The organism is Pantoea sp. JKS000250 (assembly GCF_003201065.1).
Taxonomy (GTDB): Bacteria; Pseudomonadota; Gammaproteobacteria; order Enterobacterales; family Enterobacteriaceae; genus Pantoea; species Pantoea vagans.
On sequence record NZ_QICZ01000001.1, the window covers coordinates 2,889,929 to 2,916,352 of the forward strand.

At 55.4% G+C, this 26,424-nt stretch carries 22 protein-coding genes; 18 read left to right on the plus strand and 4 right to left on the minus strand.

The genetic code is table 11. The features are described from left to right. Together thrB and thrC are read left to right on the plus strand one after the other, a co-directional pair. Positions 1-930 carry a homoserine kinase gene (gene thrB / locus BY447_RS13655; protein WP_013356712.1) on the plus strand — a complete coding sequence of 310 codons (930 nt, stop codon included), beginning with the start codon at positions 1-3 and terminating at the stop codon, positions 928-930. A 3-nt stretch (positions 931-933) separates the two neighbouring features. Continuing rightward, the gene (gene thrC, locus BY447_RS13660) at positions 934-2,217 is read left to right on the plus strand and encodes a threonine synthase (protein ID WP_110331336.1); all 1,284 of its coding nucleotides are present in this window, start codon (positions 934-936) and stop codon (positions 2,215-2,217) included. 65 nt (positions 2,218-2,282) lie between these two features. Here the strand turns inward: thrC and yaaA are convergent, their stop codons facing one another. After that, positions 2,283-3,056 (minus strand): peroxide stress protein YaaA, encoded by a 774-nt coding sequence (gene yaaA, locus BY447_RS13665; RefSeq protein WP_110331337.1) that lies wholly within the window; start codon positions 3,054-3,056, stop codon positions 2,283-2,285. 209 nt (positions 3,057-3,265) lie between these two features. Between yaaA and tal the strand changes: the two genes are divergently transcribed. The 3 genes from tal (at position 3,266) to BY447_RS13680 (ending at position 6,346) form a co-directional block, all read left to right on the plus strand. Further along, the gene (gene tal, locus BY447_RS13670; RefSeq protein WP_013356716.1) at positions 3,266-4,219 is read left to right on the plus strand and encodes a transaldolase; all 954 of its coding nucleotides are present in this window, start codon (positions 3,266-3,268) and stop codon (positions 4,217-4,219) included. Positions 4,220-4,344: 125 nt separating this feature from the next. Further along, the gene (mog, locus tag BY447_RS13675) at positions 4,345-4,932 is read left to right on the plus strand and encodes a molybdopterin adenylyltransferase (protein ID WP_033731492.1); all 588 of its coding nucleotides are present in this window, start codon (positions 4,345-4,347) and stop codon (positions 4,930-4,932) included. A gap of 106 nt (positions 4,933-5,038) precedes the next feature. Beyond that, positions 5,039-6,346, plus strand: a complete 1,308-nt coding sequence (locus tag BY447_RS13680) for an MFS transporter (RefSeq protein ID WP_110331338.1) — start codon at positions 5,039-5,041, stop codon at positions 6,344-6,346. A 50-nt stretch (positions 6,347-6,396) separates the two neighbouring features. Here BY447_RS13680 and satP read toward each other — a convergent pair whose 3' ends face one another. Continuing rightward, a complete protein-coding gene (satP, locus tag BY447_RS13685) occupies positions 6,397-6,966 on the minus strand; it encodes an acetate uptake transporter (protein WP_110331339.1) in 570 nt (189 codons plus the stop codon). A 304-nt stretch (positions 6,967-7,270) separates the two neighbouring features. Here satP and dnaK point away from each other — a divergent pair, with 304 nt between their 5' ends. The 4 genes from dnaK to nhaR all read left to right on the plus strand — a co-directional run bounded on the left by dnaK (position 7,271) and on the right by nhaR (position 12,684). Next, positions 7,271-9,181 carry a molecular chaperone DnaK gene (dnaK, locus tag BY447_RS13690; protein ID WP_013356720.1) on the plus strand — a complete coding sequence of 637 codons (1,911 nt, stop codon included), beginning with the start codon at positions 7,271-7,273 and terminating at the stop codon, positions 9,179-9,181. A 104-nt stretch (positions 9,182-9,285) separates the two neighbouring features. Then, the gene (gene dnaJ, locus BY447_RS13695; RefSeq protein ID WP_033781818.1) at positions 9,286-10,431 is read left to right on the plus strand and encodes a molecular chaperone DnaJ; all 1,146 of its coding nucleotides are present in this window, start codon (positions 9,286-9,288) and stop codon (positions 10,429-10,431) included. A gap of 163 nt (positions 10,432-10,594) precedes the next feature. Then, the gene (gene nhaA, locus BY447_RS13700) at positions 10,595-11,767 is read left to right on the plus strand and encodes a Na+/H+ antiporter NhaA (protein WP_110331340.1); all 1,173 of its coding nucleotides are present in this window, start codon (positions 10,595-10,597) and stop codon (positions 11,765-11,767) included. An 8-nt stretch (positions 11,768-11,775) separates the two neighbouring features. Further along, complete coding sequence (nhaR, locus tag BY447_RS13705) at positions 11,776-12,684, plus strand: transcriptional activator NhaR (RefSeq protein ID WP_110331341.1); 909 nt, start codon at positions 11,776-11,778, stop codon at positions 12,682-12,684. Between the two features lie 36 nt (positions 12,685-12,720). Here the strand turns inward: nhaR and rpsT are convergent, their stop codons facing one another. Further along, complete coding sequence (gene rpsT / locus BY447_RS13710; RefSeq protein WP_008925553.1) at positions 12,721-12,984, minus strand: 30S ribosomal protein S20; 264 nt, start codon at positions 12,982-12,984, stop codon at positions 12,721-12,723. Positions 12,985-13,290: 306 nt separating this feature from the next. Between rpsT and ribF the strand changes: the two genes are divergently transcribed. From ribF to dapB, 6 genes are all read left to right on the plus strand, one after another. After that, positions 13,291-14,220, plus strand: a complete 930-nt coding sequence (gene ribF, locus BY447_RS13715; RefSeq protein ID WP_013356724.1) for a bifunctional riboflavin kinase/FAD synthetase — start codon at positions 13,291-13,293, stop codon at positions 14,218-14,220. A 29-nt stretch (positions 14,221-14,249) separates the two neighbouring features. After that, positions 14,250-17,066, plus strand: a complete 2,817-nt coding sequence (gene ileS, locus BY447_RS13720; protein WP_110331342.1) for an isoleucine--tRNA ligase — start codon at positions 14,250-14,252, stop codon at positions 17,064-17,066. Beyond that, positions 17,066-17,572 carry a signal peptidase II gene (lspA, locus tag BY447_RS13725; RefSeq protein WP_061061572.1) on the plus strand — a complete coding sequence of 169 codons (507 nt, stop codon included), beginning with the start codon at positions 17,066-17,068 and terminating at the stop codon, positions 17,570-17,572. Before ileS ends, lspA begins: the two co-directional genes overlap by 1 nt. 3 nt (positions 17,573-17,575) lie before the next feature. Next, entirely contained in the window at positions 17,576-18,046 is a 471-nt protein-coding gene (gene fkpB, locus BY447_RS13730; protein ID WP_110331946.1) for an FKBP-type peptidyl-prolyl cis-trans isomerase, read from the plus strand. Continuing rightward, entirely contained in the window at positions 18,027-18,980 is a 954-nt protein-coding gene (ispH, locus tag BY447_RS13735) for a 4-hydroxy-3-methylbut-2-enyl diphosphate reductase (protein WP_013356728.1), read from the plus strand. Before fkpB ends, ispH begins: the two co-directional genes overlap by 20 nt. Before the next feature lie 223 nt (positions 18,981-19,203). Further along, a complete protein-coding gene (gene dapB, locus BY447_RS13740; RefSeq protein ID WP_110331343.1) occupies positions 19,204-20,019 on the plus strand; it encodes a 4-hydroxy-tetrahydrodipicolinate reductase in 816 nt (271 codons plus the stop codon). A 186-nt stretch (positions 20,020-20,205) separates the two neighbouring features. On the opposite strand, the gene BY447_RS23250 is transcribed toward dapB, so the two are convergent. Next, on the minus strand, positions 20,206-20,373 hold the full coding sequence (locus tag BY447_RS23250) for a hypothetical protein (RefSeq protein WP_158280078.1): 168 nt from the start codon (positions 20,371-20,373) through the stop codon (positions 20,206-20,208). 115 nt (positions 20,374-20,488) lie between these two features. Here BY447_RS23250 and carA point away from each other — a divergent pair, with 115 nt between their 5' ends. From carA to BY447_RS13755, 3 genes are all read left to right on the plus strand, one after another. After that, positions 20,489-21,637 carry a glutamine-hydrolyzing carbamoyl-phosphate synthase small subunit gene (gene carA / locus BY447_RS13745; RefSeq protein ID WP_110331344.1) on the plus strand — a complete coding sequence of 383 codons (1,149 nt, stop codon included), beginning with the start codon at positions 20,489-20,491 and terminating at the stop codon, positions 21,635-21,637. A gap of 14 nt (positions 21,638-21,651) precedes the next feature. After that, positions 21,652-24,879 (plus strand): carbamoyl-phosphate synthase large subunit, encoded by a 3,228-nt coding sequence (carB, locus tag BY447_RS13750; protein ID WP_013356733.1) that lies wholly within the window; start codon positions 21,652-21,654, stop codon positions 24,877-24,879. Positions 24,880-25,131: 252 nt separating this feature from the next. Beyond that, entirely contained in the window at positions 25,132-26,271 is a 1,140-nt protein-coding gene (locus tag BY447_RS13755) for a porin (protein WP_110331345.1), read from the plus strand. Positions 26,272-26,424 lie beyond the last annotated feature (153 nt).

Genomic DNA, 26,424 nt, shown 5'->3' on the forward strand with positions numbered 1-26,424 from the left:
ATGGTAAAAATTTACGCACCGGCCTCGATTGGTAACGTCAGCGTCGGGTTCGATGTGCTGGGCGCGGCGGTTTCGCCGGTAGATGGCTCCCTGCTGGGTGACTGCGTCTCCGTTGAAGCGGCAGAGCAGTTTTCACTGACCAACGCCGGACGTTTTGTCAGTAAACTGCCCGCCGATCCTAAAGAGAATATCGTTTATCAGTGCTGGCAGCGTTTCTGCGAGGCGATTGGCAAAGAGATCCCGGTGGCGATGACCCTGGAGAAGAATATGCCCATCGGCTCCGGTCTGGGATCCAGCGCCTGCTCGGTAGTGGCCGGTCTGATGGCAATGAATGAGTTCTGCGGCAAGCCACTCAGCGACAGCACGCTACTGACGCTGATGGGTGAGCTGGAAGGGCGGATCTCCGGCAGCGTACATTATGATAATGTCGCTCCCTGCTTCCTCGGCGGCATTCAGCTGATGCTGCAGGAAAATGACATCATCAGCCAGGCGGTGCCGGGCTTTGACGACTGGCTGTGGGTGATGGCCTATCCGGGCATTAAAGTGTCGACTGCCGAAGCGCGCGCCATTTTACCGGCGCAGTACCGCAAAGAGGACTGTATTAAGCATGGCCGCCTGCTGGCCGGCTTCATTCACGCCTGCCATACGCGTCAGCCGCAGCTGGCAGCTAAACTTATGCAGGATGTGATTGCCGAACCCTACCGGACCCGGCTGCTGCCAGGCTTCGCCGAGGCGCGGCAGGCCGCGAAAGAGATTGGCGCACTGGCGTGCGGTATCTCCGGCTCTGGTCCGACACTTTTCGCCGTTTGCAATCAGATGGAAACGGCACAGCGGATGGCTGACTGGCTGAGCCAGCACTATCTGCAGAATGATGAAGGCTTCGTCCATATCTGCCGTCTCGACACGGCTGGCGCACGACAATTGGGATAACGCATGAAACTCTACAATCTTAAGGATCACAACGAGCAGGTCAGCTTCGCCCAGGCGGTGAAACAGGGTCTGGGATCGCAGCAGGGTCTGTTCTTTCCGCTGGAACTGCCAGAGTTTGAACTGACTGACATCGACGCGATGCTGGAGATGGATTTTGTCAGCCGCAGCAGCAAAATTCTCTCGGCTTTCATTGGCGACGAGATTCCGGCCCATCATCTGCATGAGCGTGTTAAAGCCGCTTTTGCTTTTCCGGCCCCGGTGAAAGCCGTCAGCGAAGATATTGCCTGTCTGGAGCTGTTCCACGGTCCGACGCTGGCGTTTAAAGACTTCGGCGGCCGTTTTATGGCGCAGATGCTGTCGTATGTTTCAGGCTCCGATGAGCAGATCACTATTCTGACTGCCACCTCCGGTGACACCGGTGCGGCCGTGGCGCACGCGTTCTACGGCATGAAGAACGTGCGCGTGGTGATCCTCTATCCGCAGGGCAAAATCAGTCCGCTGCAGGAGAAACTCTTCTGTACCCTGGGCGGCAACATCGAAACCATCGCTATCGACGGCGATTTCGATGCCTGTCAGTCGCTGGTGAAACAGGCGTTTGATGATGAAGAGCTGAAAAAGACGATTGGTCTGAACTCGGCGAACTCTATCAACATCAGCCGCCTGCTGGCGCAGATCTGCTACTACTTTGAAGCGGTCGCGCAGCTGCCGCAGGAAAAACGTAATCAGCTGGTGGTCTCCGTGCCGAGCGGCAACTTTGGTGATTTGACCGCCGGTCTGCTGGCGAAATCGCTGGGCCTGCCGATCAAGCGCTTTATTGCCGCCACCAACGCCAATGACACGGTGCCGCGCTTCCTTGGCAACGGCGAATGGCAGCCTAATCTGACGGTCTCTACGCTGTCGAATGCGATGGACGTCAGCCAGCCAAACAACTGGCCGCGTGTGGAAGAGCTGTTCCGCCGTAAAACCTGGCGCTTAACCGATCTCGCCTGTGGTGCGGTCTCTGATGAGACCACGCGCGCCGCAATGCGTGAACTGGCTGAAATTGGCTATGTTTCTGAGCCGCATGCTGCCATCGCCTGGCGTCTGCTGCGCGATCAGCTGCAGGAAGGGGAATATGGTGTGTTCCTGGGTACCGCGCACCCTGCGAAATTCCGCGAAAGCGTGGAAGCGATCCTTGAACAGACTCTGACGCTACCGCCGGAGTTAGCGGAGCGTGCCGATCTGCCGCTGCTGTCGCACGAGATGAAGGCGGACTTCGCCTCACTGCGTGCGTTCCTGCTGAAGTAGTGCAGTGAATGGCTTCCCGGTGGCGGGAAGCCCATTTGCAGAGAGTACACTACGCGCGCGGGTTATTACTGCTCCGCGCGCTTAAAGACCAGTTCGCTTTCGCTGCTGCTGGCCGCATCAAAACGATAGCCATCCAGATCAAACGCCTTAAGCTGCTCCGGCTTTGTCAGGCGCTGCTGAATCACATAGCGACTCATCAATCCACGCGCCTTTTTGGCATAGAAGCTAATCACTTTGTAGCTGCCATTCTTCTCGTCGAGGAATACCGGCTTAATCATTTGTGCCTTCAGCGTCTTCGGCTTAACTGCTCTGAAATATTCGTCTGAGGCGAGGTTGATCAGTACCTCATCACCCTGTTCCGTCAGCGCGGCATTCAGCGTTTCAGTGATGAGATCGCCCCAGAAGGTGTAGAGATCTTTGCCCGCCGGATTGGCCAGGCGAATCCCCATCTCCAGCCGGTAAGGCTGCATGAGATCGAGCGGACGCAGCACGCCATACAGGCCTGACAGCATGCGCAGGTGCTGCTGAGCAAAGCTGAAATCCCCATCGCTGAAGGTTTCGGCCTGCAGACCCGTGTAGACATCACCTTTGAACGCCAGGATGGCCTGACGGGCATTCTGCGGAGAAAAATCGGGTTGCCAGCTGTTAAACCGTTCGGCATTGAGGTGCGCCAGTTTGTCGCTGATACCCATTAACGAGGCGATGCTGGCGGGTGACAGCTCGCGCGCAATCTCAATCAGCTGTTGTGATTTTTCTAACAGCGCAGGCTGGGTAAAACGCGTGGTCGCCAGCGGGCTTTCATAATCGAGCGTCTTGGCAGGAGAGATCACCATCAACATTGTTGCTTCCTCGGTTAATGCCTGGTTTAACAGGGCATTGGCTGCTTATCAGGCTCTGCAGTGTACCAAAAAAGCCGCAAAGAATGACGAATCACACCTATTTGTTCGCGCTATCGTAAACGGCATTCCCTGACCTTGCGCCACCGTTGGCGCGTGATATTATCCCAACAGCCTTTTTTCACACTGACAGTTAACTAAGAGAAAAGAACATGACGGACAAACTTACCTCCCTGCGCCAGCTCACCACCGTCGTCGCCGACACCGGTGATATCGCAGCTATGAAGCTGTATCAGCCGCAGGACGCTACCACCAACCCTTCTCTGATTCTTAACGCCGCACAAATCCCTGAATACCGTAAACTGATCGATGAAGCGATCGGCTGGGCGCGTGAGCAGAGCAGCAACAAAGAAGAGCAGCTGCAGCTGGTTTCTGACAAGCTGGCCGTGAACATTGGTCTGGAAATTCTGAAACTGATCCCAGGCCGTATCTCGACAGAAGTCGATGCGCGTCTCTCTTACGACACTGAAGGCAGCATCGCGAAAGCCCGCAGCCTGATCAAACTCTACAATGATGCCGGTATCAGCAATGACCGCATCCTGATCAAACTGGCCTCTACCTGGCAGGGCATCCGTGCTGCAGAGCAGCTGGAAAAAGAGGGTATCAACTGTAACCTGACCCTGCTGTTCTCGTTTGCTCAGGCGCGTGCCTGTGCCGAAGCGGGCGTGTTCCTGATCTCTCCGTTCGTTGGCCGTATCCTCGACTGGTACAAAGCCAACACCGACAAGAAAGAGTATGCCGCGCACGAAGATCCAGGCGTGGTTTCTGTTTCTGAAATCTACAACTACTACAAGCAGCACGGCTATGAAACCGTGGTGATGGGCGCCAGCTTCCGTAACGTCGGCGAAATCATCGAGCTGGCTGGCTGTGACCGTCTGACCATTTCGCCTGCGCTGCTGAAAGAGCTGGCAGAGAGCGAAGGCACCCTGGAGCGTAAACTGAGCTACAGCGGTGAAGTGAAAGCGCGTCCGGCCCGCATGACCGAGTCTGAGTTCCTGTGGCAGCACAACCAGGATCCAATGGCGGTGGCTAAGCTGGCAGAAGGTATCCGCAACTTTGCCGTTGATCAGGGCAAACTTGAGAAGATGCTGGCAGAACTGCTGTAATCTGCTGACCGTGGCGGCGCAGGCTGCCACGGTTTTCTCTTTTCCGACCCTTTCACTTTATATTATCCTTTCTGCTATTCCCCTTTTACTCCACCGCACCGCGGTAAATCACAGCGAAGCTCATCATGAATACATTACGCATTGGCCTGATCTCGGTCTCCGATCGCGCCGCGAACGGCATCTATCAGGATCAGGGGATCCCCGCGCTGGAGAGCTGGCTTGGCAGCGCAATCAGCAGCCCGTTTGAGATTGAGTCCCGGCTGGTGCCCGACGAGCAGCCGATGATTGAGCACGCCATTTGTGAGCTGGTCGATGAACGGTTTTGCCATCTGGTGTTAACCACCGGCGGCACCGGTCCGGCCCGACGCGATGTCACGCCCGATGCCACCTTAGCCGTGGCCGATCGGGAAATGCCTGGCTTTGGTGAGCAGATGCGTCAGATCAGCCTGCAGTTCGTGCCGACCGCGATTCTGTCGCGTCAGGTTGGGGTAATCCGCAAACAGTCGCTTATCCTCAATCTGCCCGGTCAGCCGAAGTCGATCAAAGAGACGCTGGAAGGGCTGAAAGATGAGCAGGGTAAGGTAAAAGTTCACGGTATCTTTGCTTCTGTACCTTATTGTTTACAGTTGCTGGAAGGACCTTACGTTGAAACGCATCCTGACGTGGTAGCAGCATTTCGGCCTAAAAGCGCCATCCGTGAGATAAATAACTAAATATTCCGCATTTCAGGCATAAGCTACAGTTCGGCTGGTGTGGCAAAAGATTGACGATATAGTAAGGGTATCTTTACAACCTTGTCTCTTTTGCCTCTGGACTATTATGAATCCGACTCACACGCAGCGTCTGACCGGTAAGGATTACAAAACCCTGGCGCTGGCCGCGCTGGGCGGCGCGCTGGAATTTTACGACTTCATCATCTTTGTCTTCTTCGCCACCGTGATTGGCGAGCTCTTCTTCCCCTCCGATATTCCGGAATGGCTGCGTCAGCTGCAGACGTTTGCCATTTTTGCCGCAGGCTATCTGGCACGCCCGCTTGGTGGCATCGTGATGGCGCATTTTGGCGACAAGCTCGGGCGCAAAAAGATGTTCAGCCTGAGTATTCTGCTGATGGCGCTGCCAACCCTGATGATGGGCGCTTTACCCACCTGGCAGACGATTGGCATTGCTGCGCCACTGCTGATGCTGCTGATGCGGATGCTGCAGGGCGCGGCGATTGGCGGAGAAGTGCCAGGTGCATGGGTGTTTGTCGCTGAGCACGTGCCATACAAACGTATCGGCATCGCCTGTGGCACGCTGACGGCCGGGCTGACCATCGGCATTTTACTGGGCTCGCTGGTGGCGACGCTGATTAATACCTCGATGTCGCAGCAGGCGATTCATGACGGCGGCTGGCGTATTCCGTTCTTCCTCGGTGGCGTGTTTGGTCTGATCGCCATGTACCTGCGGCGCTGGCTGCATGAGACGCCGGTCTTTGTTGAGATGCAGCAGCGTAAAGCGCTGGCTGAAACGCTGCCGCTGAAGACCGTGCTGGCGGAGCATAAAAAGTCGATTGTCATCTCCATGCTGCTGACCTGGCTGCTCTCCGCCTGCATCGTGGTCGTGATCCTGATGTCGCCGGTCTGGCTGCAAAAGCAGCTGAGCATCGCGCCCGCGCTGACCCTGCAGGCCAACAGTATCGCCACCGTGATGCTCTGCATCGGCTGCATTGTTGCCGGACTTGCTGTCGATCGTTTTGGTGCCAGTCGAACGTTATGTGTCGGCAGCCTGCTGCTGGCACTCTGTAGCTGGCAGTTCTATCACCTGACTGCCCTCTATCCGCAGCAACTCTTTCTGCTCTATGGCGTAGCGGGCCTGAGCGTCGGTATTGTCGGCGTCGTGCCCTTTGTGATGGTGCGCGCCTTCCCGGCAGAGGTGCGTTTTACCGGCCTCTCGTTTTCCTACAACCTTTCCTATGCCATCTTTGGCGGGCTGACCCCGATCTTTGTGTCGCTGCTGATGAATGTCTCCGTGATGGGACCGTGCTGGTATGTGATGGCGCTGGCGGTGGTGGGATTGCTGACCGGTATCTGGTTGCGGCGTGATGTCAGCCATGAGCCGGATTTGCAGCAGGGCGTTAAGACGTTGTAACAGGGAAACGCGGAGCCAGGCTCCGCGTTTTTTTCAGGCGTGAAGCAGGCTTAAAGTGCCTTTGCGCCAATCGGCAGCAGAGTGCGGCCAAAGGTTTCGTTCAGCACTTCACCCATTGCCAGATAGCAGGCGCTGGCACCACAGATGATTCCGACCCAACCCGCAGACACGACCAGCGAAGGCTGGTGCATAAGGTGAGCCACGGCCAGCAGCAGAAACAGCAGGGTGAGGGAGCCGAAGACAAACTGCAGCATCCGCGTACCTTTCAGCGTGCCGATAAACATAAACAGCGTGAAGATGCCCCACAGTGCCAGCCATGCCCCCAGGAAGCGTTCGTCAGGCGCTTTCGCCAGACCCATCTGCGGTAACAGCAGGATCGCCACAAAGCTTAACCAGAACATGCCGTAAGAGGCAAAGGCGGTCAGCCCAAAGGTGTTGTTCTTTTTAAATTCCAGCAGACCGGCCAGCACCTGCGCGATCCCGCCATAAAAAATTCCCATCGCTAAAATTGCCACGTCCATGTCAAACAGACCCGCGTTGTGCAGGTTTAGCAAAATGGTTGTCATGCCAAATCCCATTAAGCCCAGCGGGGCAGGATTAGCCAGCGTTGAATTTGCCATAGTTCCCCGGCAGTAAGATGATCGTTAATGAAATAAAAGGACTTCAGCCTGCTCACAGAAAGGAGCAAGGCGACGCATCATATTCAGTGGGTTAATCGTGTTCTTTGATCCCGGCAGGGCCAGAGGTAGAAAAATTTTTTTTGGTTTAGCCCTTGATGCGCATCGAAGCGGCCCCATCTACTTGTCATCGAGCGTTGTGAACGTTGGAAAAAAAGCATGTGCTGGCAGGTTGAATGCAAACAACCCGCCCACATAAAAGGTTCACAACCCAAATTGGCAACGAATTTAAGTGGGAGATGTTTAGATGGGTAAGATTATTGGTATTGACCTGGGTACAACCAACTCGTGTGTTGCGATCATGGATGGCACTAAAGCACGTGTGCTGGAAAATGCCGAGGGCGATCGCACCACGCCTTCAATTATTGCGTATACACAGGATGGCGAAATTCTGGTTGGTCAACCGGCTAAACGTCAGGCAGTGACCAACCCGCAGAATACCCTGTTCGCAATCAAGCGTCTGATCGGTCGTCGTTTTCAGGACGAAGAAGTGCAGCGTGATATTAAAATCATGCCATACAAAATCACCGGCGCTGACAACGGCGACGCCTGGCTGGAAGTGAAAGGCCAGAGAATGGCACCACCGCAGATCTCTGCTGAAGTGCTGAAGAAAATGAAAAAGACCGCCGAAGATTACCTCGGTGAGCCAGTGACCGAAGCGGTTATTACCGTACCGGCCTACTTCAACGATGCGCAGCGTCAGGCGACCAAAGATGCCGGCCGTATCGCGGGTCTGGAAGTCAAACGTATCATTAACGAACCGACTGCTGCAGCACTGGCATACGGTCTGGACAAAGGCCAGGGCAACCGCACCATCGCGGTTTATGACCTGGGTGGCGGTACCTTCGATATCTCAATCATCGAGATCGACGAAGTTGATGGCGAAAAAACCTTTGAAGTTCTGGCAACCAACGGTGATACCCACCTGGGTGGTGAAGACTTCGACAGCCGCCTGATTAATTATCTGGTTGCTGAATTCAAAAAAGACCAGGGCATCGATCTGCACAACGATCCACTGGCGATGCAGCGTCTGAAAGAAGCGGCAGAGAAAGCGAAAATCGAACTTTCTTCTGCACAGCAGACCGACGTTAACCTGCCATACATCACGGCAGATGCGACCGGTCCTAAGCACCTGAACATCAAAGTGACCCGCTCTAAACTGGAGTCACTGGTTGAAGATCTGGTTGCACGCTCAATCGCGCCACTGAAAGTTGCGCTGCAGGATGCGGGCCTGTCTGTATCAGACATCAACGACGTTATCTTGGTGGGTGGTCAGACCCGTATGCCACTGGTTCAGGCGAAAGTGACCGAATTCTTCGGTAAAGAGCCGCGTAAAGACGTGAACCCGGACGAAGCCGTTGCTGTTGGTGCTGCGGTTCAGGGTGGTGTACTGGGTGGCGACGTGAAAGACGTGCTGCTGCTGGACGTTACCCCGCTGTCACTGGGTATCGAAACCATGGGTGGCGTGATGACTTCGCTGATCAGCAAGAACACCACTATCCCAACCAAGCACAGCCAGGTCTTCTCGACGGCTGAAGATAACCAGTCAGCCGTGACCATTCATGTGCTGCAGGGTGAGCGTAAGCGCGCCAATGACAACAAGTCACTGGGCCAGTTCAACCTCGACGGTATCCAGAATGCGCCACGCGGTATGCCACAGATCGAAGTCACCTTTGACATCGATGCGGATGGTATCCTGCATGTATCGGCGAAAGACAAGAACAGCGGTAAAGAGCAGAAGATCACCATCAAAGCCTCTTCAGGTCTGAGCGATGAAGAGATCCAGAAAATGGTGCGTGATGCAGAAGCGAACGCTGAATCTGACCGCAAGTTCGAAGAGCTGGTACAGACGCGTAACCAGGGTGACCAGATTGCCCACAGCACGCGTAAGCAGCTGGACGAAGCAGGCGACAAACTGTCAGCTGATGACAAAGCGCCAATCGAAGCCGCTCTGGCTGCGCTGGAAACTGCGCTGAAAGGCGAAGACAAAGCGGAAATCGATGCCAAAATGCAGGCGCTGATGGAAGTATCCGGCAAACTGATGGAAGCAGCACAGCAGTCTCAGGCGGGTGCAGCAGATGCCGGTGACGCGTCAGCGAAGAAAGATGACGACGTTGTCGATGCTGAATTCGAAGAAGTGAAAGACAACAAGAAATAATTGCCCCTGACCGGGCGCGACGGTTGGCCTGACAGCCGTTGAAACCAGCACGGGCGTAGGAGATCTCTCCACGCCCGTGCGATCATGTTAAGGGCTAAAAAAACATGGCGAAGAGTGATTACTACGAGATTTTAGGCGTCGCCAAATCCGCGGACGAGCGTGAAATCAAAAAGGCTTACAAACGCCTGGCAATGAAATTCCACCCGGACCGCAATCCCGGTGACAAAGAAGCCGAAGCTAAATTCAAAGAGGTCAAGGAAGCCTATGAAATCCTGACCGATGCGCAGAAGCGTGCGGCCTACGATCAGTATGGTCATGCAGCCTTTGAACAGGGGGGCATGGGTGGCGGTGGATTCGGCGGCGGCGGCTTTGGTGGCGGCGGTGCAGACTTCAGCGATATCTTTGGCGACGTATTCGGTGACATCTTTGGTGGTGGACGCCGTCAGCGCGCCTCCCGTGGCGCCGATTTACGCTACAACATGGAGCTGTCGCTGGAAGAAGCGGTACGCGGCGTGACCAAAGAGATCCGCATTCCAACCCTGGAAGAGTGTGATGTCTGCCACGGCAGCGGCGCGAAAGCGGGAACGCAGCCACAAACCTGTTCAACCTGTCACGGTGCAGGCCAGGTGCAGATGCGCCAGGGCTTCTTCACTGTCCAGCAGGCCTGTCCGACCTGTCATGGTCGCGGCTCGGTGATTAAAGACCCGTGCAACGCCTGTCATGGTCACGGCCGCGTCGAGAAATCGAAAACGCTGTCAGTGAAAATCCCGGCAGGGGTCGATACCGGCGATCGCATTCGTCTGAGTGGCGAAGGCGAAGCGGGCGAGCAGGGCGCACCAGCCGGCGATCTTTACGTTCAGGTATCGGTGAAGAAACACCCGATCTTCGAGCGTGAAGAGAACAATCTCTACTGCGAAGTGCCAATCAACTTTGCGATGGCGGCGCTGGGCGGCGAGATTGAGGTGCCGACACTGGATGGTCGCGTGAAGCTGAAAGTGCCGTCAGAAACCCAGACCGGCAAGCTGTTCCGCATGCGTGGACGTGGCGTCAAATCTGTCCGTGGCGGCGCAGTCGGCGACCTGTTATGTCGCGTCGTGGTGGAAACACCGGTCAGCCTGAATGAGAAACAGAAAACGCTGTTGCGTGAACTGGAAGAGAGTTTTGGCGGCCCAAGCGGTGAGCACAACAGCCCACGCTCCAAGAGCTTCTTGGACGGCGTGAAAAAATTCTTTGATGACCTGACCCGTTAAGTTCATCCACTCTGAAAGCCAGCGCCTGCCGCTGGCTTTTTTTGCCTGTACTTATCAACTCGCTATTTCCGAATGATTCCCGCCAAATAAACTGTTTTTTTCGAGCTGTTGTTACCGCTATTCTTAGGGCCTTTGATTGACCTCTGGATGAAGGACAACGCGTGTGAATATCAGACTAAAAAAAATACTGGAAAGCGACGCTACCGGCGGTGTAGTGCTGATTATTGCGGCTGCACTGGCGATGGTGCTGGCCAATAGCGGAGCGACGCAGCAGGGCTATCGCGATCTGCTGGCGATTCCGGTGGAGTTTCGCTTTGGCGCGCTCGATATCAGCAAAGACCTGCTGCTGTGGATCAACGATGCGCTGATGGCGCTGTTTTTCCTGATGGTGGGACTGGAGGTCAAACGCGAACTGGTGATGGGTGCGCTGGCTAAACGTGAACAGGCGCTGTTTCCGCTGATTGCAGCGCTGGGTGGCATGATCGCCCCGGCGATCATTTTTCTGCTGTTTAACGGTGCCGATGCCGCTACCCGCAGCGGCTGGGCGATCCCGACCGCCACCGATATTGCCTTTGCGCTGGGCATCCTGGCACTGCTGGGAAGCCGCGTGCCGCCTGCTCTGAAAATCTTCCTGATGGCGCTGGCGATTATCGACGACCTCGGGGCTATCGTGATTATTGCGCTGTTCTACACGCATCACCTTTCGATGGCCTCGCTGGGCGTTGCCGCCGCTGCCATTGCTGTGCTGGCGCTGATGAACCTGCTTAACGTGCGCAACACCGGTCTCTATCTGCTGGTGGGGCTGGTGCTATGGGTGGCGGTACTGAAGTCGGGTGTCCATGCGACGCTGGCGGGTGTCGTGGTCGGCTTCCTGATCCCGCTGGCGAAGAAAGAGGGCCACTCTCCGGCGATTCATCTTGAGCATGCGCTGCATCCCTGGGTGCGCTGGGTGATCCTGCCCCTGTTTGCCTTTGCCAATGCGGGTGTGTCACTGACGGGCGTTTCGTTCGGCAGCCTCTTCTCGCTGCTGCCGCTGGGCATCATGGCCGGGCTGCTGATTGGTAAGCCTCTGGGCATCACGCTGTTCTGCTGGCTGGCAGACAAAACCGGCATAGCCAGACTGCCGGAAAATACGCACATTAAAGATATTGCGGCGGTAGGGGTGCTGTGTGGTATTGGTTTCACCATGTCGATATTTATCGCCTCGCTGGCCTATGGCGACATCAGTGCTGAACTGATGACACTGGCGAAGCTGGGGATTCTGTCAGGCTCGATTCTGTCGGCGGTGCTGGGCTATGTGATCCTTGGCTGGCGTCTGAAGCAGCGTGCGGCGTAGGGCATCCTGTGGCGCACATTAATTACAATCACCTCTACTACTTCTGGCACGCCTGCCGCGCGGGGTCGATTGCGGGTGCTGCAGAGGCCCTCTCGCTGACGCCACAGACCATTACCGGGCAGATTAAGGCGCTTGAAGAGCGCCTGCAGGGCAAGCTGTTCCGGCGTCAGGGGAGGGGGCTGGTGCCGACAGAACTGGGGCAACTGGTGTTCCGCTACGCTGACCGCATGTTTATGCTGGGTCAGGAGATGCTGGATATCGTTAACTACCGCAAAGAGTCCCATCTGCTGCTGGATGTTGGCGTGGCAGATGCGCTCTCTAAGCAACTGGTCAGTAAGGTGCTGGAGACCGCAGTGGCTGCCGGGGAGAAGATTCACCTGCGCTGTTTCGAGTCGACCCACGAGATGCTGCTGGAGCAGCTCAGTCAGCATAAGCTGGATATGATTATCTCTGACTGCTCCATCGATCCGACCCAGCAGGAAGGGCTGTTTTCGGTGAAGCTGGGGGAGTGCCCGATCAGCTTCTGGTCCGCGCAGCCCATCACCGATCTCTCTTTTCCGGCCTGCCTGGAGACGCATCCCCTGCTGATTCCGGGTCGCCGCTCGATGCTGGGGCGCAAAATCCTCAACTGGATTACGACCCAGGGGCTGCAGGTGGAGATTCTCGGTGAGTTTGATGATGCGGCCCTGATGAAGGCGTTTGGTGCGCGGCAGAATGCATTTTTTGTAGCAGCAGCGCTGGACAGGGATCAGCAGGAGGGAAGTTATGAAGTTGGCCGGCTGGATGCGGTGTCAGAGGAGTATCACATCCTCTTCGCGGAGCGAATGATTCAGCATCCGGCCGTGCAGCGTCTCTGTCACGCTGACTTCAGCGGACTCTTTCCCCGCCAGAGTACAGACGAAAAAAAACCGGCGTAAGCCGGCTTTTTCAACAAAGCGATTAACAACGGGCGATTAAGCCAGTTTGTTGATCTGTGCAGTCAGGTTTGATTTATAACGTGCAGCTTTGTTTTTGTGGATCAGACCTTTAGCGGCCTGACGATCCACGAGTGGTTGCATTTCATTGAATGCGTTCTGCGCAGCAGCTTTGTCGCCTGAAGCGATCGCCGCGTATACTTTCTTAACGAAGGTACGCATCATTGAGCGGCGGCTAGCGTTATGCTTGCGGCGTTTCTCAGATGTTACGGCGCGTTTCTTAGCTGATTTGATATTAGCCAAGGTCCAACTCCCAAATGTGTTCTATAGAGACAAATCAAAGGCCGAGGACTATGCCCTTCTAACCTGATTTTGTCAATGGATTTGTGCAAATAAGCGTCGCTCTATGAGCAGCACTCGGTTACGTATTTGATGGCGCAAGATTCTACCAGCTTCCCCTCGCTGAATACAGTATTTCGCGACAAAATTCTTAACATGCGCATCTGCAACAGGAAATGCAGCACCTAAAGCATGAAAGGCGTGCTGACGGGTTAACCTGAGTCGCTTTCAAGGGTATAATCCGCCGATTTCCACCGGTTTGGGCCAGCCATGAAGTTTATCCGCGGTATTCATAATCTTAACGAGCAGCATCGCGGCTGCGTTCTGACCATTGGTAATTTCGATGGCGTACACCGCGGGCATCAGGCGCTGATGTCCCGTCTGTGTGAAGAGGGGCGTAAGCGTAATCTGCCGGTCGTGGTCATGGTGTTTGAGCCACAGCCGCTGGAGCTGTTTGCCGGTGATAAAGCCCCGGCACGCCTGACGCGCCTGCGTGAAAAACTGCGCTATATGGCGGAAGCCGGCGTCGATAAAGTGCTGTGTGTGCGGTTTGACCGTCGCTTCGCAGCCCTGTCCGCCCAGCGTTTTATCAGTGACCTGCTGGTCGACAAGCTGGACGTAAAGTACCTCGCAGTAGGCGATGATTTCCGCTTCGGCGCTGGTCGCCAGGGGGATTTCCTGTTATTACAGAAAGCCGGTGCGGAGTATGGTTTTGAGGTCGTGAGCACCGAAACCTTCTGTGACGGCGGGAAGCGAATCAGCAGCACCGCCGTGCGTCAGGCGCTGGCCGCAGATGATTTAGCGCTGGCGCAGTCGCTGTTAGGGCATCCTTTCACCATTTCCGGCCGCGTCGTGCACGGTGATGCACTGGGACGCACGCTGGGTTTCCCCACTGCGAACCTTCCTTTACGCCGCAGCGTCTCGCCGGTGAAAGGAGTTTATGCGGTGGAGGTCCAGGGTCTGACGCCCGAGCCACTGCCGGGTGTTGCCAATATCGGCACCCGTCCGACCGTAAAAGGTTTACGCCAGCAGCTTGAAGTTCACCTGCTCGACATCAATATGGATCTCTATGGTCGTCACATTGATGTGGTGCTGAAACAGAAAATACGAAACGAGCAGCGCTTTGCCTCACTGGAGGCGTTGAAAGAACAAATTGCGAACGATGTGGTAACGGCCCGGCAGTTCTTTGGGCTGCTTTAACCTGAGCGAAAAACGGAATCGAGAATCTGATGAGTGACTATAAATCTACCCTGAATTTGCCGGAAACGGGATTCCCGATGCGTGGCGATCTGGCCAAACGCGAACCGGGAATGTTGCAACGCTGGTATGCCGATAACCTGTACGGCATCATCCGCGAAGCCAAAAAAGGGAAAAAAACCTTTATCCTGCATGATGGCCCTCCGTATGCGAACGGCAGCATTCATATTGGTCACTCGGTTAACAAGATTCTGAAAGACATTATCGTCAAGTCGAAAGGCATGGCGGGTTATGACTCGCCGTATGTGCCGGGCTGGGACTGTCACGGTCTGCCAATCGAACACAAAGTTGAGCAGATGATCGGCAAGCCAGGCGAGAAAGTCAGCGCCGCTGAATTCCGTGCCGCGTGCCGCAAATATGCCGCTGAACAGGTTGAAGGCCAGAAGGCAGACTTTATCCGTCTGGGCGTGCTGGGCGACTGGGATCGTCCTTACCTGACCATGGATTTCGGCACCGAAGCTAACATCATCCGTGCGCTGGGTAAAATCATCGGCAACGGCCACCTGCATAAAGGCGCGAAGCCGGTGCACTGGTGCCTGGATTGCCGTTCTGCTCTGGCAGAAGCGGAAGTCGAGTATTACGACAAAACGTCACCGTCAATTGATGTGATGTTCAACGCTATCGATGCCGACGCGGTGCGTCAGGCATTTGGCGTAGCACAGGTCAATGGCCCAATCTCACTGGTGATCTGGACAACGACGCCGTGGACATTACCGGCTAACCGCGCCATCTCTCTGCATCCTGAATTTGAATACCAGCTGATCCAGATCGAGGGACGCGCCCTGATCCTGGCGAAAGAGCTGGTTGAGAGCGTCATGAAACGCGCCGGTGTCAGTGAATGGCAGGTACTGGGCGAATGCAAAGGCGCTGCGCTGGAACTGCAGAAATTCCAGCACCCGTTCCTGGCGATTGAGTCGCTGGTGGTGCTGGGCGATCACGTGACGCTGGACGCGGGTACGGGTGCAGTTCACACCGCACCCGGCCACGGTCCGGATGACTACGTCATCGGTCAGAAATATGGCATCGAAACGGCGAATCCGGTCGGACCGGATGGCAGCTACCTGCCAGGCACCTATCCTACGCTGGATGGGATTAACGTCTTCAAAGCTAACGACATGATCGTTGAGCTGCTGAAAGAGAAAGGCGCGCTGCTGCACGTTGAGAAACTGCTGCACAGCTACCCGCACTGCTGGCGCCACAAAACGCCGATCATCTTCCGCGCCACGCCGCAGTGGTTCATCAGCATGGATCAGAAAGGACTGCGTGCGCAGTCGCTGAAAGAGATCAAAGGCGTGCAGTGGATCCCTGACTGGGGCCAGGCGCGTATCGAATCGATGGTGGCGAACCGTCCTGACTGGTGTATCTCCCGTCAGCGTACGTGGGGCGTGCCAATGGCGCTGTTCGTTCATAAAGAGAGTGAAGAGCTGCACCCGGACACGCTGGCGCTGATGGAAAAAGTGGCGCAGCGCGTTGAGCAGGAAGGCATTCAGGCCTGGTGGGATCTCGACCCGCGCGAACTGATGGGCGACGATGCCGATCATTACGTCAAAGTGCCGGATACGCTGGATGTCTGGTTCGACTCCGGTTCTACCAGCTTCTCCGTGGTGGATGCGCGTCCGGAATTTGGCGGACATGCACCTGACCTCTATCTGGAAGGTTCCGATCAGCATCGCGGCTGGTTTATGTCCTCGCTGATGATCTCCACAGCGATGAAGGGCAAAGCGCCTTATCGTCAGGTACTGACACACGGTTTCACCGTGGATGGTCAGGGCCGTAAGATGTCGAAGTCGATCGGCAACACCGTTGCGCCGCAGGATGTGATGAACAAGCTGGGCGCTGATATTCTGCGTCTGTGGGTGGCCTCAACCGACTACTCAGGCGAAATGGCGGTTTCCGATGAGATCCTCAAGCGTTCTGCCGATGCCTATCGTCGTATCCGTAACACCGCACGCTTCCTGCTGGCTAACCTCAGCGGCTTCAACCCGGCCACCGATCTGGTAAAACCGGAAGAGATGGTCGTCGTGGATCGCTGGGCAGTGGGTCGCGCACAGGCGGCACAGGCCGATATCGTTGCCTCTTATGAGAACTACGATTTCCACGAAGTGATCCAGCGTCTGATGCAGTTCTGCTCGATTGAGATGGGCAGCTTCTATCTCGACATCATCAAAGATCGTCAGTACACCGCGAAAGGTGATGGCCTGGCACGTCGCAGCTGCCAGACCGCGCTGTGGCATATCGTCGAAGCGCTGGTGCGCTGGATGGCACCGATCATGTCCTTTACGGCGGATGAGATCTGGGGCTACCTGCCAGGTGAACGCGCGCAGTATGTCTTCACCGAAGAGTGGTATGAGGGTCTGTTTGGCCTGGCGGAAGATGAAGCGCTGAATGACGCCTACTGGGCTGAGCTGCTGAAAGTGCGTGGCGAAGTGAACAAGGTAATCGAGCAGGCGCGTGCGGATAAACGTATCGGTGGTGCACTGGAAGCGACGGTGACGCTGTATGCCGATCCGGAACTGGCGGCTAAGCTGCAGGCGCTGGGCAATGAACTGCGCTTTGTGCTGCTGACCTCTGGTGCACAGGTGGCGGATTACGCCCTGGCGAACGACGAAGCACAGCAGAGTGAAGGGCTGAAAGGTCTGAAAATCGCGCTGCACAAGGCGGAAGGCGAGAAATGTCAGCGCTGCTGGCATTACACTACCGACGTCGGACAGAATCCTGAGCATGCTGAGGTCTGTGGTCGTTGTTACACTAACGTAGCCGGTGACGGCGAACAGCGTGAATTTGCCTGATGCGTAAACCTATTTTATCAACCGGATTGCGCTGGCTCTGGCTTGTGCTGGTGGTGATTGTTGTCGACTTCGCCAGTAAGCAGTGGGTGATGAACAACATGATGCTGCATGAAACCCAGCCGCTGATGCCCTACCTGAATCTGTTCTACGCGCACAACTACGGCGCGGCGTTCAGTTTCCTTGCAGACAAAGGTGGCTGGCAGCGCTGGTTCTTTGCGGGCATCGCACTGGCTATCGTGATCTCACTGATGGTGATGATGTACCGCAATCATGCCAGTCAGAAGATCGCTAACATCGCGTATGCGCTGATTATCGGCGGCGCGATAGGTAATCTGTTCGATCGCTCATACCATGGCTTTGTGGTCGATTTTATCGATTTCTATGTCGGTAACTGGCACTTCGCTACATTTAATATCGCTGACTGCGGCATCTGTATTGGTGCGGCACTGGTGGTGCTGGAGGGCTTTTTCAGCCCGAACGGCAAACAGGCTAAACAGAAAGGGTAAGTGATGACTGAGTCCGTACAGCGCGAAAGCGCGGTGTTGGTGCATTTTACGCTGAAGCTGGAAGATGGCTCGACGGCGGAATCGACCCGTGCAAACGGCAAGCCCGCGCTGTTCCGTCTTGGTGATGGCAGCCTCTCTGCGGCACTTGAGCAGGCACTGCTGGGGCTGAAAGCGGGTGAAACTAAGCAGTTCACCCTCGAGCCGGAAGACGCCTTTGGCGGCGTCAACCCTGACCTTATTCAGTATTTCTCGCGTCGGGATTTTATCGATGCAGGCGAACCTGAAGTGGGTGCCATCATGCTGTTCAGCGGCATGGGCGGCAGTGAAATGCCAGGCGTGATCCGTGAAGTCTCCGGTGATTCGATCACCGTGGATTTCAACCATCCGCTGGCAGGTCGTCGTATTCAGTTTGATGTAGAGGTGCTGGAAATCGATCCGGCACTGGAGGCGAACGATGCAAATCCTGTTAGCTAATCCGCGCGGTTTCTGCGCTGGCGTTGATCGCGCCATCAGTATTGTTGAGCGCGCGCTGGAGATGTATGGCGCGCCCATCTATGTCCGTCACGAAGTGGTGCATAACCGTTACGTGGTGAACAGCCTGCGTGAGCGCGGTGCTATCTTCATTGAAGAGATCAGCGAAGTGCCGGATGACGCGATTCTGATCTTCTCGGCGCACGGTGTTTCTCAGGCGGTGCGTGCCGAAGCCAAAGCGCGCAATCTGACCATGCTGTTCGACGCCACCTGTCCGCTGGTGACCAAAGTGCACATGGAAGTGGCGCGCGCCAGCCGTAAAGGCGTGGAAGCGATACTGATTGGTCATGCGGGTCATCCGGAAGTTGAAGGCACTATGGGACAGTACAACAACCCTAATGGTGGCATGTATCTGGTGGAGTCACCGGAAGATGTCTTCAGGCTGACCGTCAAAGACGAAAACAATCTGAGCTTCATGACGCAGACCACGCTGTCGGTGGACGACACTTCTGACATCATTGATGCCCTGCGTCAGCGTTTCCCTGCGATCATCGGGCCGCGTAAAGATGATATCTGCTACGCCACCACCAACCGTCAGGAAGCCGTTCGTACGCTGGCGAAAGATGCGGAAGTGGTGCTGGTGGTAGGGTCGAAAAACTCCTCGAACTCTAACCGTCTGGCTGAGCTGGCACAGCGTGCCGGTAAGCTGGCTAAGCTGATCGACTCTGCGGATGATATTCAGGAAGAGTGGGTAAAAGGCGTGGCCTGTATTGGTGTGACCGCGGGTGCCTCAGCCCCCGATATTCTGGTGCAGCAGGTGATCCAGCGGCTGCGTGAGCTGGGCGGCGAAGCGGCGATTGAGCTGATTGGCCGTGAGGAGAATATTGTTTTCGAGGTGCCTAAAGAGCTGCGCGTCGAAGTACGTAACGTGCAGTAACGCTTCGATATAACTGATAAAAAGGCCGACTCTGTTCGGCCTTTTTTGTTTTTCTGGTCTGACTAAAAACGCCGTGGTTTGCTGCGGTGATTGCTTTTACTGATAATCACAGGCGGCTGGCATAAAATTCTTATTATCACGGATTAATAGTGGCGTGACTGTTAACTCATCGTTAACCTGATGACGTTTTGGATGCATAGTTTTGTTTTAGGAATGAATAAATATGAGCACTATCCGCATTGCTATTGTGGGCGCGCCAGGCCGAATGGGCCGTAATCTGATTCAGGCGACGCAGCAGGCAGAGGGCACAGAACTGGGTGCCGCACTGGCACGCCCGGGTTCATCGCTGACCGGCAGCGACGCTGGTGAATTAGCGGGCATCGGCAAGAACGGCATTCTTATCGCTGACGATTTACGCGCGGTGATAAACGACTTTGATGTGCTAATCGACTTCACCCGCCCGGAGGGCACGCTGGAGTATATGGCGATCTGCCGTGAGCAGGGTAAAGCGATGGTCATTGGCACCACCGGTTTTGATGAGGCAGGCAAAGCGGCCATTCGCGCGGCGGCAGAAGATATCGCCATCGTGTTCGCTGCGAACTTCAGTGTGGGGGTTAATCTGGTACTGAAGCTGCTAGAGAAGGCCGCTAAAGTGATGGGTGAGTACGCGGACATTGAGATCGTTGAAGCACACCACCGTCATAAAGTGGATGCGCCGTCTGGCACCGCGCTGGCGATGGGAGAGGCGATAGCCAATGCGATGCAGTGGAAACTGGATGAGCATGCAGTCTATACGCGTGAAGGCCACACGGGTGAACGCCAGCCGCAGACCATCGGTTTTGCAACGGTGCGCGCAGGTGACATCGTCGGTGAGCATACAGCGATGTTTGCAGATATTGGCGAGCGGGTAGAGATAACCCACAAGGCTTCGAGTCGTATGACCTTTGCAAATGGTGCAGTTAAGTCAGCTTTATGGCTGAATGATAAAAAATCTGGCCTGTTTGATATGCGGGATGTGCTGGATTTGTCGATGTTGTAAGTGTTGTGAGCCATCGTGATGTGGTTATTTCAATCGGTAATTGATTGATTGGAAAGGGGCAATGTTTTCATTGCCCTTAATTTTATCTGAAAAATACCATCCTGATTTAAAATATTCATCTGATGCTTATTTGTATCGGTTTTCCGGGTTCGGTAACCACGTGAAACACCATTTTTGACCATTTGGTCAAAAATAAAGGCCCTTCTTCGCCGGTTTCGTTTTTACGCTGCCTGGCAAACGATTATTCCGCCAGGTTTTCCCCTCTTTTTGCCGCTTATACCCATTTTTTTCCTCATAAGGCAGATAAACATTAAAAAATGCCGCTTCAGGGTAGACAATGACCAGGGCGATCATTAGAATGCGCGCAATTTGCCAAAAATCGACAATTCAGGCGGTTTTTGCATTGATTCAGGCGGCTATTTTGAATTAATATGCAGATATATTGACTGTTTATTCCCTGGAGGATGTTTTGATCAAGTCAGCAATCCTGGTTCTGGAAGACGGAACCCAATTCCACGGTCGGGCCATCGGGGCAACAGGATCGGCAGTGGGAGAAGTCGTTTTCAACACTTCAATGACCGGTTATCAAGAAATCCTCACTGATCCTTCCTATTCCCGCCAAATCGTTACTCTCACTTATCCCCATATCGGTAATGTCGGTGCCAATGCCGCCGATGAAGAATCCAGCCAGATTCACGCGCAAGGCCTGGTTATTCGTGACCTGCCGCTGATTGCCAGCAACTTCCGTAGCGAAGAGGGCTTATCGGCTTACCTGCAGCGCAACAACATCGTGGCGATTGCCGATATCGATACCCGCAAGCTGACGCGCTTGCTGCGTGAGAAAGGGGCGCAGAACGGCTGCATTATTGCTGGCGACAATCCGGATGCTGCGCTGGCGCTGCAAAAAGCCCAGGCGTTCCCGGGACTGAAAGGAATGGATCTGGCGAAAGAGGTCTGCACCACAGAGACTTACAGCTGGCAGCAGGGCAGCTGGACGCTGGACGCGGGTCTGCCAGAGCAGGCTACTGCGGAGTCGCTGCCTTACCATGTGGTGGCTTACGACTACGGCGCTAAGCGCAACATCCTGCGCATGCTGGTCGATCGCGGCTGCCGTCTGACCGTGGTTCCGGCACAGACACCTGCCGAAGAGGTGCTGAAGCTGAACCCGGATGGCATTTTCCTCTCCAACGGTCCTGGCGACCCGGAGCCGTGCGACTACGCCATCAGCGCGATTCAGGCCTTCCTGAAAACCGAGATCCCGGTATTCGGTATCTGCCTGGGTCATCAGTTGCTGGCGCTAGCCAGCGGGGCTAAGACCGTGAAGATGAAGCTCGGTCACCACGGCGGCAACCATCCGGTGAAAGATCTCGAAAACAATCGCGTCATGATCACCGCGCAGAACCACGGTTTTGCGGTCGATGAGAACAATCTGCCCGCGAATCTGCGTGTGACCCACATTTCGCTGTTCGATAAAACCGTCCAGGGCATTCATCGCACTGATAAGCCCGCATTCAGCTTCCAGGGACACCCGGAAGCCAGCCCTGGACCGGGTGATGCTGCGCCGCTGTTTGACCACTTTATTGAATTGATTGACGCATTCCGTCTGCAAGCGAAGTAATCAGGAGCTAATTCATGCCAAAACGTACAGACCTAAAATCCATCCTGATTCTTGGTGCCGGTCCGATTGTGATCGGCCAGGCCTGCGAATTTGACTATTCCGGTGCGCAGGCGTGTAAAGCGCTGCGTGAAGAGGGCTACCGCGTCATTCTGGTGAACTCTAACCCGGCGACGATTATGACCGACCCGGAAATGGCCGATGCAACCTACATTGAGCCGATTCACTGGGAAGTGGTGCGCAAAATCATCGAAAAAGAGCGCCCGGATGCGGTACTGCCAACGATGGGTGGCCAGACCGCGCTGAACTGTGCGCTGGAGCTGGAACGTCATGGCGTGCTGGAAGAGTTTGGCGTCACCATGATTGGCGCGACCGCTGATGCGATCGACAAAGCGGAAGATCGTCGTCGCTTCGACGTGGCGATGAAAAGTATCGGTCTGGATACCGCGCGCTCCGGCATTGCGCATACCATGGAGGAAGCGCTGGCCGTGGCGGAAGATGTTGGCTTCCCGTGCATCATCCGTCCTTCCTTTACCATGGGCGGCACCGGTGGCGGCATCGCCTATAACCGCGAAGAGTTTGAAGAGATTTGCGAACGCGGTCTCGACCTCTCACCAACCAATGAGCTGCTGATTGATGAGTCGCTGATTGGCTGGAAAGAGTATGAAATGGAAGTGGTGCGCGATAAGAACGATAACTGCATCATCGTCTGCTCCATTGAAAACTTCGACGCGATGGGCATTCACACCGGTGACTCTATCACGGTCGCACCTGCCCAGACGCTGACCGATAAAGAGTATCAGATCATGCGTAACGCCTCGCTGGCGGTACTGCGTGAAATCGGTGTTGAAACCGGCGGCTCCAACGTGCAGTTCTCGGTTAACCCGAAAGATGGTCGTCTGATTGTCATCGAGATGAACCCACGCGTGTCGCGCTCCTCGGCGCTGGCCTCTAAAGCGACTGGCTTCCCGATTGCGAAAGTGGCGGCCAAACTGGCGGTGGGCTATACCCTCGATGAGCTGATGAACGATATCACCGGCGGTTTAACGCCAGCCTCGTTCGAGCCGTCAATCGACTACGTCGTCACCAAGATCCCGCGTTTCAACTTTGAAAAATTTGCCGGTGCCAACGATCGCCTGACCACGCAGATGAAGTCAGTCGGTGAAGTGATGGCGATTGGCCGCACATTCCAGGAATCGATGCAGAAAGCGCTGCGCGGTCTGGAAGTGGGCGCTAATGGCTTCGATCCGAAAGTGCACCTGGACGATCCGGAAGCGTTAACCCGCATCCGCCGCGAGCTGAAAGATGCCGGTTCAGACCGCATCTGGTACATCGCAGACGCTTTCCGCGCTGGCATGTCGGTTGATGGCGTGTTCAATCTGACCAACATTGACCGCTGGTTCTTGGTGCAGATTGAAGAGCTGGTGCGGCTTGAAGATCAGGTGGCAAGCGAAGGAGTGAATAGCCTGGATGCCACGTTCCTGCGTACCCTGAAGCGCAAAGGCTTTGCTGATGCGCGGCTGGCGACGCTGGCGGGTGTGGCAGAGAGCGAAATCCGCAAGCTGCGTCAGCAGTTTAACCTGCACCCGGTTTATAAGCGTGTGGATACCTGTGCCGCCGAGTTCGCCACGGATACGGCCTACATGTACTCCACCTATGAGGAGGAGTGTGAAGCCAACCCGAGTCCGGATCGCGAAAAAATCATGATTCTGGGTGGTGGACCAAACCGTATCGGTCAGGGTATCGAATTCGACTACTGTTGCGTTCACGCCGCTCTGGCGCTTCGTGAAGATGGTTACCAGACCATTATGGTCAACTGTAACCCGGAAACGGTTTCGACCGATTATGACACCTCCGACCGCCTCTACTTTGAGCCGGTCACGCTGGAAGACGTGCTGGAGATTGTGCGGATTGAGCAGCCAAAAGGCGTCATCGTCCAGTATGGCGGTCAGACCCCGCTGAAACTGGCGCGTGCGCTGGAAGCCGCAGGCGTGCCGGTTATCGGCACCAGCCCGGACTCGATTGACCGTGCGGAAGACCGTGAACGTTTCCAGCAGGCGGTTGATCGCCTGAAACTGAAGCAACCGGCTAACGCCACGGTAGCGACGCTGGAACAGGCGGTCGAGAAAGCCGCTGGCCTGGGTTATCCGCTGGTGGTGCGTCCTTCTTATGTACTGGGCGGCCGTGCCATGGAGATCGTCTACGACGAGATCGACCTGAGACGCTACTTCCAGACGGCGGTTTCAGTTTCCAACGATGCGCCGGTGCTGCTGGATCGCTTTTTGGATGATGCGGTCGAAGTGGATGTGGATGCGATTTGCGACGGTGAGCGGGTGCTGATTGGCGGTATCATGGAACACATTGAGCAGGCTGGCGTTCACTCCGGTGACTCTGCCTGTTCACTGCCGGCCTACACGCTGAATCAGGAGATTCAGAACGTGATGCGCCAGCAGGTTGAGAAGCTGGCGTTTGAGCTGAACGTTCGTGGCCTGATGAACGTTCAGTTCGCGGTGAAAGACAATGAAGTCTACCTGATCGAAGTTAACCCACGTGCGGCGCGTACCGTTCCGTTCGTCTCTAAAGCGACGGGCGTACCGCTGGCGAAAGTGGCCGCGCGCGTGATGGCAGGTAAAACACTGGCAGAGCAGGGCGTCACGGAAGAGGTGATTCCGCCTTACTACTCGGTCAAAGAAGTGGTTCTGCCGTTCAACAAGTTCCAGGGCGTTGACCCGATTCTGGGACCAGAAATGCGCTCTACCGGTGAAGTCATGGGCGTGGGCCGCACGTTCGCTGAGGCATTCTCCAAAGCGATGCTGGGTGCCCAGAGCAATATGAAGAAGTCGGGCCGTGCGCTGCTGTCGGTGCGTGAAGGCGACAAGAAACGTATCGTCGACCTGGCTGCGAAGCTGCAGAAGTTTGGTTTCGAACTGGATGCGACCCACGGCACGGCAGTGGTGCTGGGCGAAGCGGGCATTAATCCGCGGCTGGTTAACAAGGTGCATGAAGGTCGTCCGCACATTCAGGACCGTCTGAAGAATGGCGAGTATAGCTACATCGTCAATACCACGGCGGGTCGTCAGGCGATTGAAGATTCCAAGCTGATTCGCCGCAGCGCACTGCAGTATAAAGTGCACTACGACACCACGCTGAACGGCGGCTTCGCCACTGCGATGGCGCTGAATGCTGACCCGACGGAACAGGTTATCTCCGTTCAGGAGATGCATGCCCAGATAAAGGCGATGTAAGATAATGTAGTGTGAAAAACGGCTCCTGCAGGAGCCGTTTTTTTTGCCACTTCTCTGGCGATAATCCGAATCCCAGGTTCAGGTAAAGCCAGGTATTTGCGTTAAAGTGACTGATTTGGCTTAATTTTTTAGCTTTAGGTGCGAATGAGGCCGGTTCGCACAAATTTATAAGATAAACACTTCCTGTGCGGATTTTTCGTCAGTACTATGCCTGCCGCTTATCACTGAAGCGTATCAGGACATAAATAAAAAATGAAAATGCGTACTTTTTCTCTGAGTGCAGTGGCTGCACTGATGGTTACTCTTCCTTTCGCCAGTCAGGCGGAAATTACCCTGTTAAAACAGGATCCGCAGGCAGGCGATCCGCTTAGCCGTCTTACCCTGAATGTTGGCGGCAGCATCCGTGCTCAGGTCAATCATCAGACCGGCGTGGGTGACAAATCCTACAAGCGTGACGGTTTCGATGGCGGCACCCGTTTCCGTTTCGGCGCGGATTACTACCTGTTTGATGATGTTAGCTGGATCAGCTACTACGAGCTGGGCGTTAACGTTCCGGCGGTCTTCAACTGGGATGGTCACTATGCGGAAGGCGCCCACGACACCACGCGTCGCCAGCTCTACACCGGTCTGAAAAGTAAAACCTGGGGTCAGCTTACCTTTGGTCAGCAGAACAGCGTCTATTACGACACCGTGGGCGCCAAGACGGATATCTGGGATTACGATATGGTCGGTCAGGCACCGGGCAACGGAATCAACGGCGACTATGACGGATCTTATCGTTCACGTAAGCAGCTGAAGTATAAAAATACCTTCGGCGATGCGGATATCTACGCTTCTTATCTGTTCGACGATAACGAGTATCTGCCAGGCAACGGCCTGCGCTATAAGCGCAAAGGCGGCGGCTCGCTGGGCGTGGATTACCACATCACAGAGGATCTGAGCTGGGGCACGGCGTGGAACTACACCCGCGCGGCGATGCGTAACCCGAACAACGGCGACAGTCACGATTACGACCAGAACATTTACGGCACCGCACTGAGCTGGACACCAGGCAACTGGACGCTGTCAGCTGGTGGTGGCTGGTATGAAAACTTCATGACTACCAAACGCAAAGATGTCCATAACTACTTTGCCGGCGATGCGTGGGGCATTGAGTATTTCGCCGGTTACAAGATCCCGGTGGCGCAGTACGGTCTGAAAGCCGTCCAGCCTTATGTCATGGGTGACCGCATCGAGTATGCGACAGGCCGTGATTACCTGCGCATCGACAATGGCCTGGGTGTGACGCTGTTCCTCGACTATGGTTTCCGTGTTGATTACGAACATGTCTTCACCTCCAGCACTGATAACCTGGGTGATATGAATCTGGTGCGTCTGCGCTACGACTTCTGATAACTCTGACGGCTTCCCCTGGAAGCCGTTTTCTTTTGCGCACGCTTTTTGTGCCAGCCTGAGGCAAATCGCTGGCGTGCTGCAGCAAACTGACGCGATTACGCGGTGAAAAACGCTGCACAGGCCGTGAAAAACGGCGTCCTGAAAAGGTTT

Excerpts from the sequence above, each read along its gene's own strand:
- lspA (WP_061061572.1), top strand. The coding sequence starts at position 17,066 with ATGCGTAAACCTATTTTATCAACCGGATTGCGCTGGCTCTGGCTTGTG.
- dapB (WP_110331343.1), top strand. The coding sequence starts at position 19,204 with ATGAGCACTATCCGCATTGCTATTGTGGGCGCGCCAGGCCGAATGGGC.
- mog (WP_033731492.1), top strand. The coding sequence starts at position 4,345 with ATGAATACATTACGCATTGGCCTGATCTCGGTCTCCGATCGCGCCGCG.
- thrB (WP_013356712.1), top strand. The coding sequence starts at position 1 with ATGGTAAAAATTTACGCACCGGCCTCGATTGGTAACGTCAGCGTCGGG.
- BY447_RS13680 (WP_110331338.1), top strand. The coding sequence starts at position 5,039 with ATGAATCCGACTCACACGCAGCGTCTGACCGGTAAGGATTACAAAACC.
- ribF (WP_013356724.1), top strand. The coding sequence starts at position 13,291 with ATGAAGTTTATCCGCGGTATTCATAATCTTAACGAGCAGCATCGCGGC.
- BY447_RS23250 (WP_158280078.1), bottom strand. The coding sequence starts at position 20,373 with ATGATCGCCCTGGTCATTGTCTACCCTGAAGCGGCATTTTTTAATGTT.
- fkpB (WP_110331946.1), top strand. The coding sequence starts at position 17,576 with ATGACTGAGTCCGTACAGCGCGAAAGCGCGGTGTTGGTGCATTTTACG.
- carB (WP_013356733.1), top strand. The coding sequence starts at position 21,652 with ATGCCAAAACGTACAGACCTAAAATCCATCCTGATTCTTGGTGCCGGT.
- ileS (WP_110331342.1), top strand. The coding sequence starts at position 14,250 with ATGAGTGACTATAAATCTACCCTGAATTTGCCGGAAACGGGATTCCCG.
- satP (WP_110331339.1), bottom strand. The coding sequence starts at position 6,966 with ATGGCAAATTCAACGCTGGCTAATCCTGCCCCGCTGGGCTTAATGGGA.
- dnaK (WP_013356720.1), top strand. The coding sequence starts at position 7,271 with ATGGGTAAGATTATTGGTATTGACCTGGGTACAACCAACTCGTGTGTT.
- thrC (WP_110331336.1), top strand. The coding sequence starts at position 934 with ATGAAACTCTACAATCTTAAGGATCACAACGAGCAGGTCAGCTTCGCC.
- dnaJ (WP_033781818.1), top strand. The coding sequence starts at position 9,286 with ATGGCGAAGAGTGATTACTACGAGATTTTAGGCGTCGCCAAATCCGCG.
- BY447_RS13755 (WP_110331345.1), top strand. The coding sequence starts at position 25,132 with ATGAAAATGCGTACTTTTTCTCTGAGTGCAGTGGCTGCACTGATGGTT.
- tal (WP_013356716.1), top strand. The coding sequence starts at position 3,266 with ATGACGGACAAACTTACCTCCCTGCGCCAGCTCACCACCGTCGTCGCC.
- yaaA (WP_110331337.1), bottom strand. The coding sequence starts at position 3,056 with ATGTTGATGGTGATCTCTCCTGCCAAGACGCTCGATTATGAAAGCCCG.
- ispH (WP_013356728.1), top strand. The coding sequence starts at position 18,027 with ATGCAAATCCTGTTAGCTAATCCGCGCGGTTTCTGCGCTGGCGTTGAT.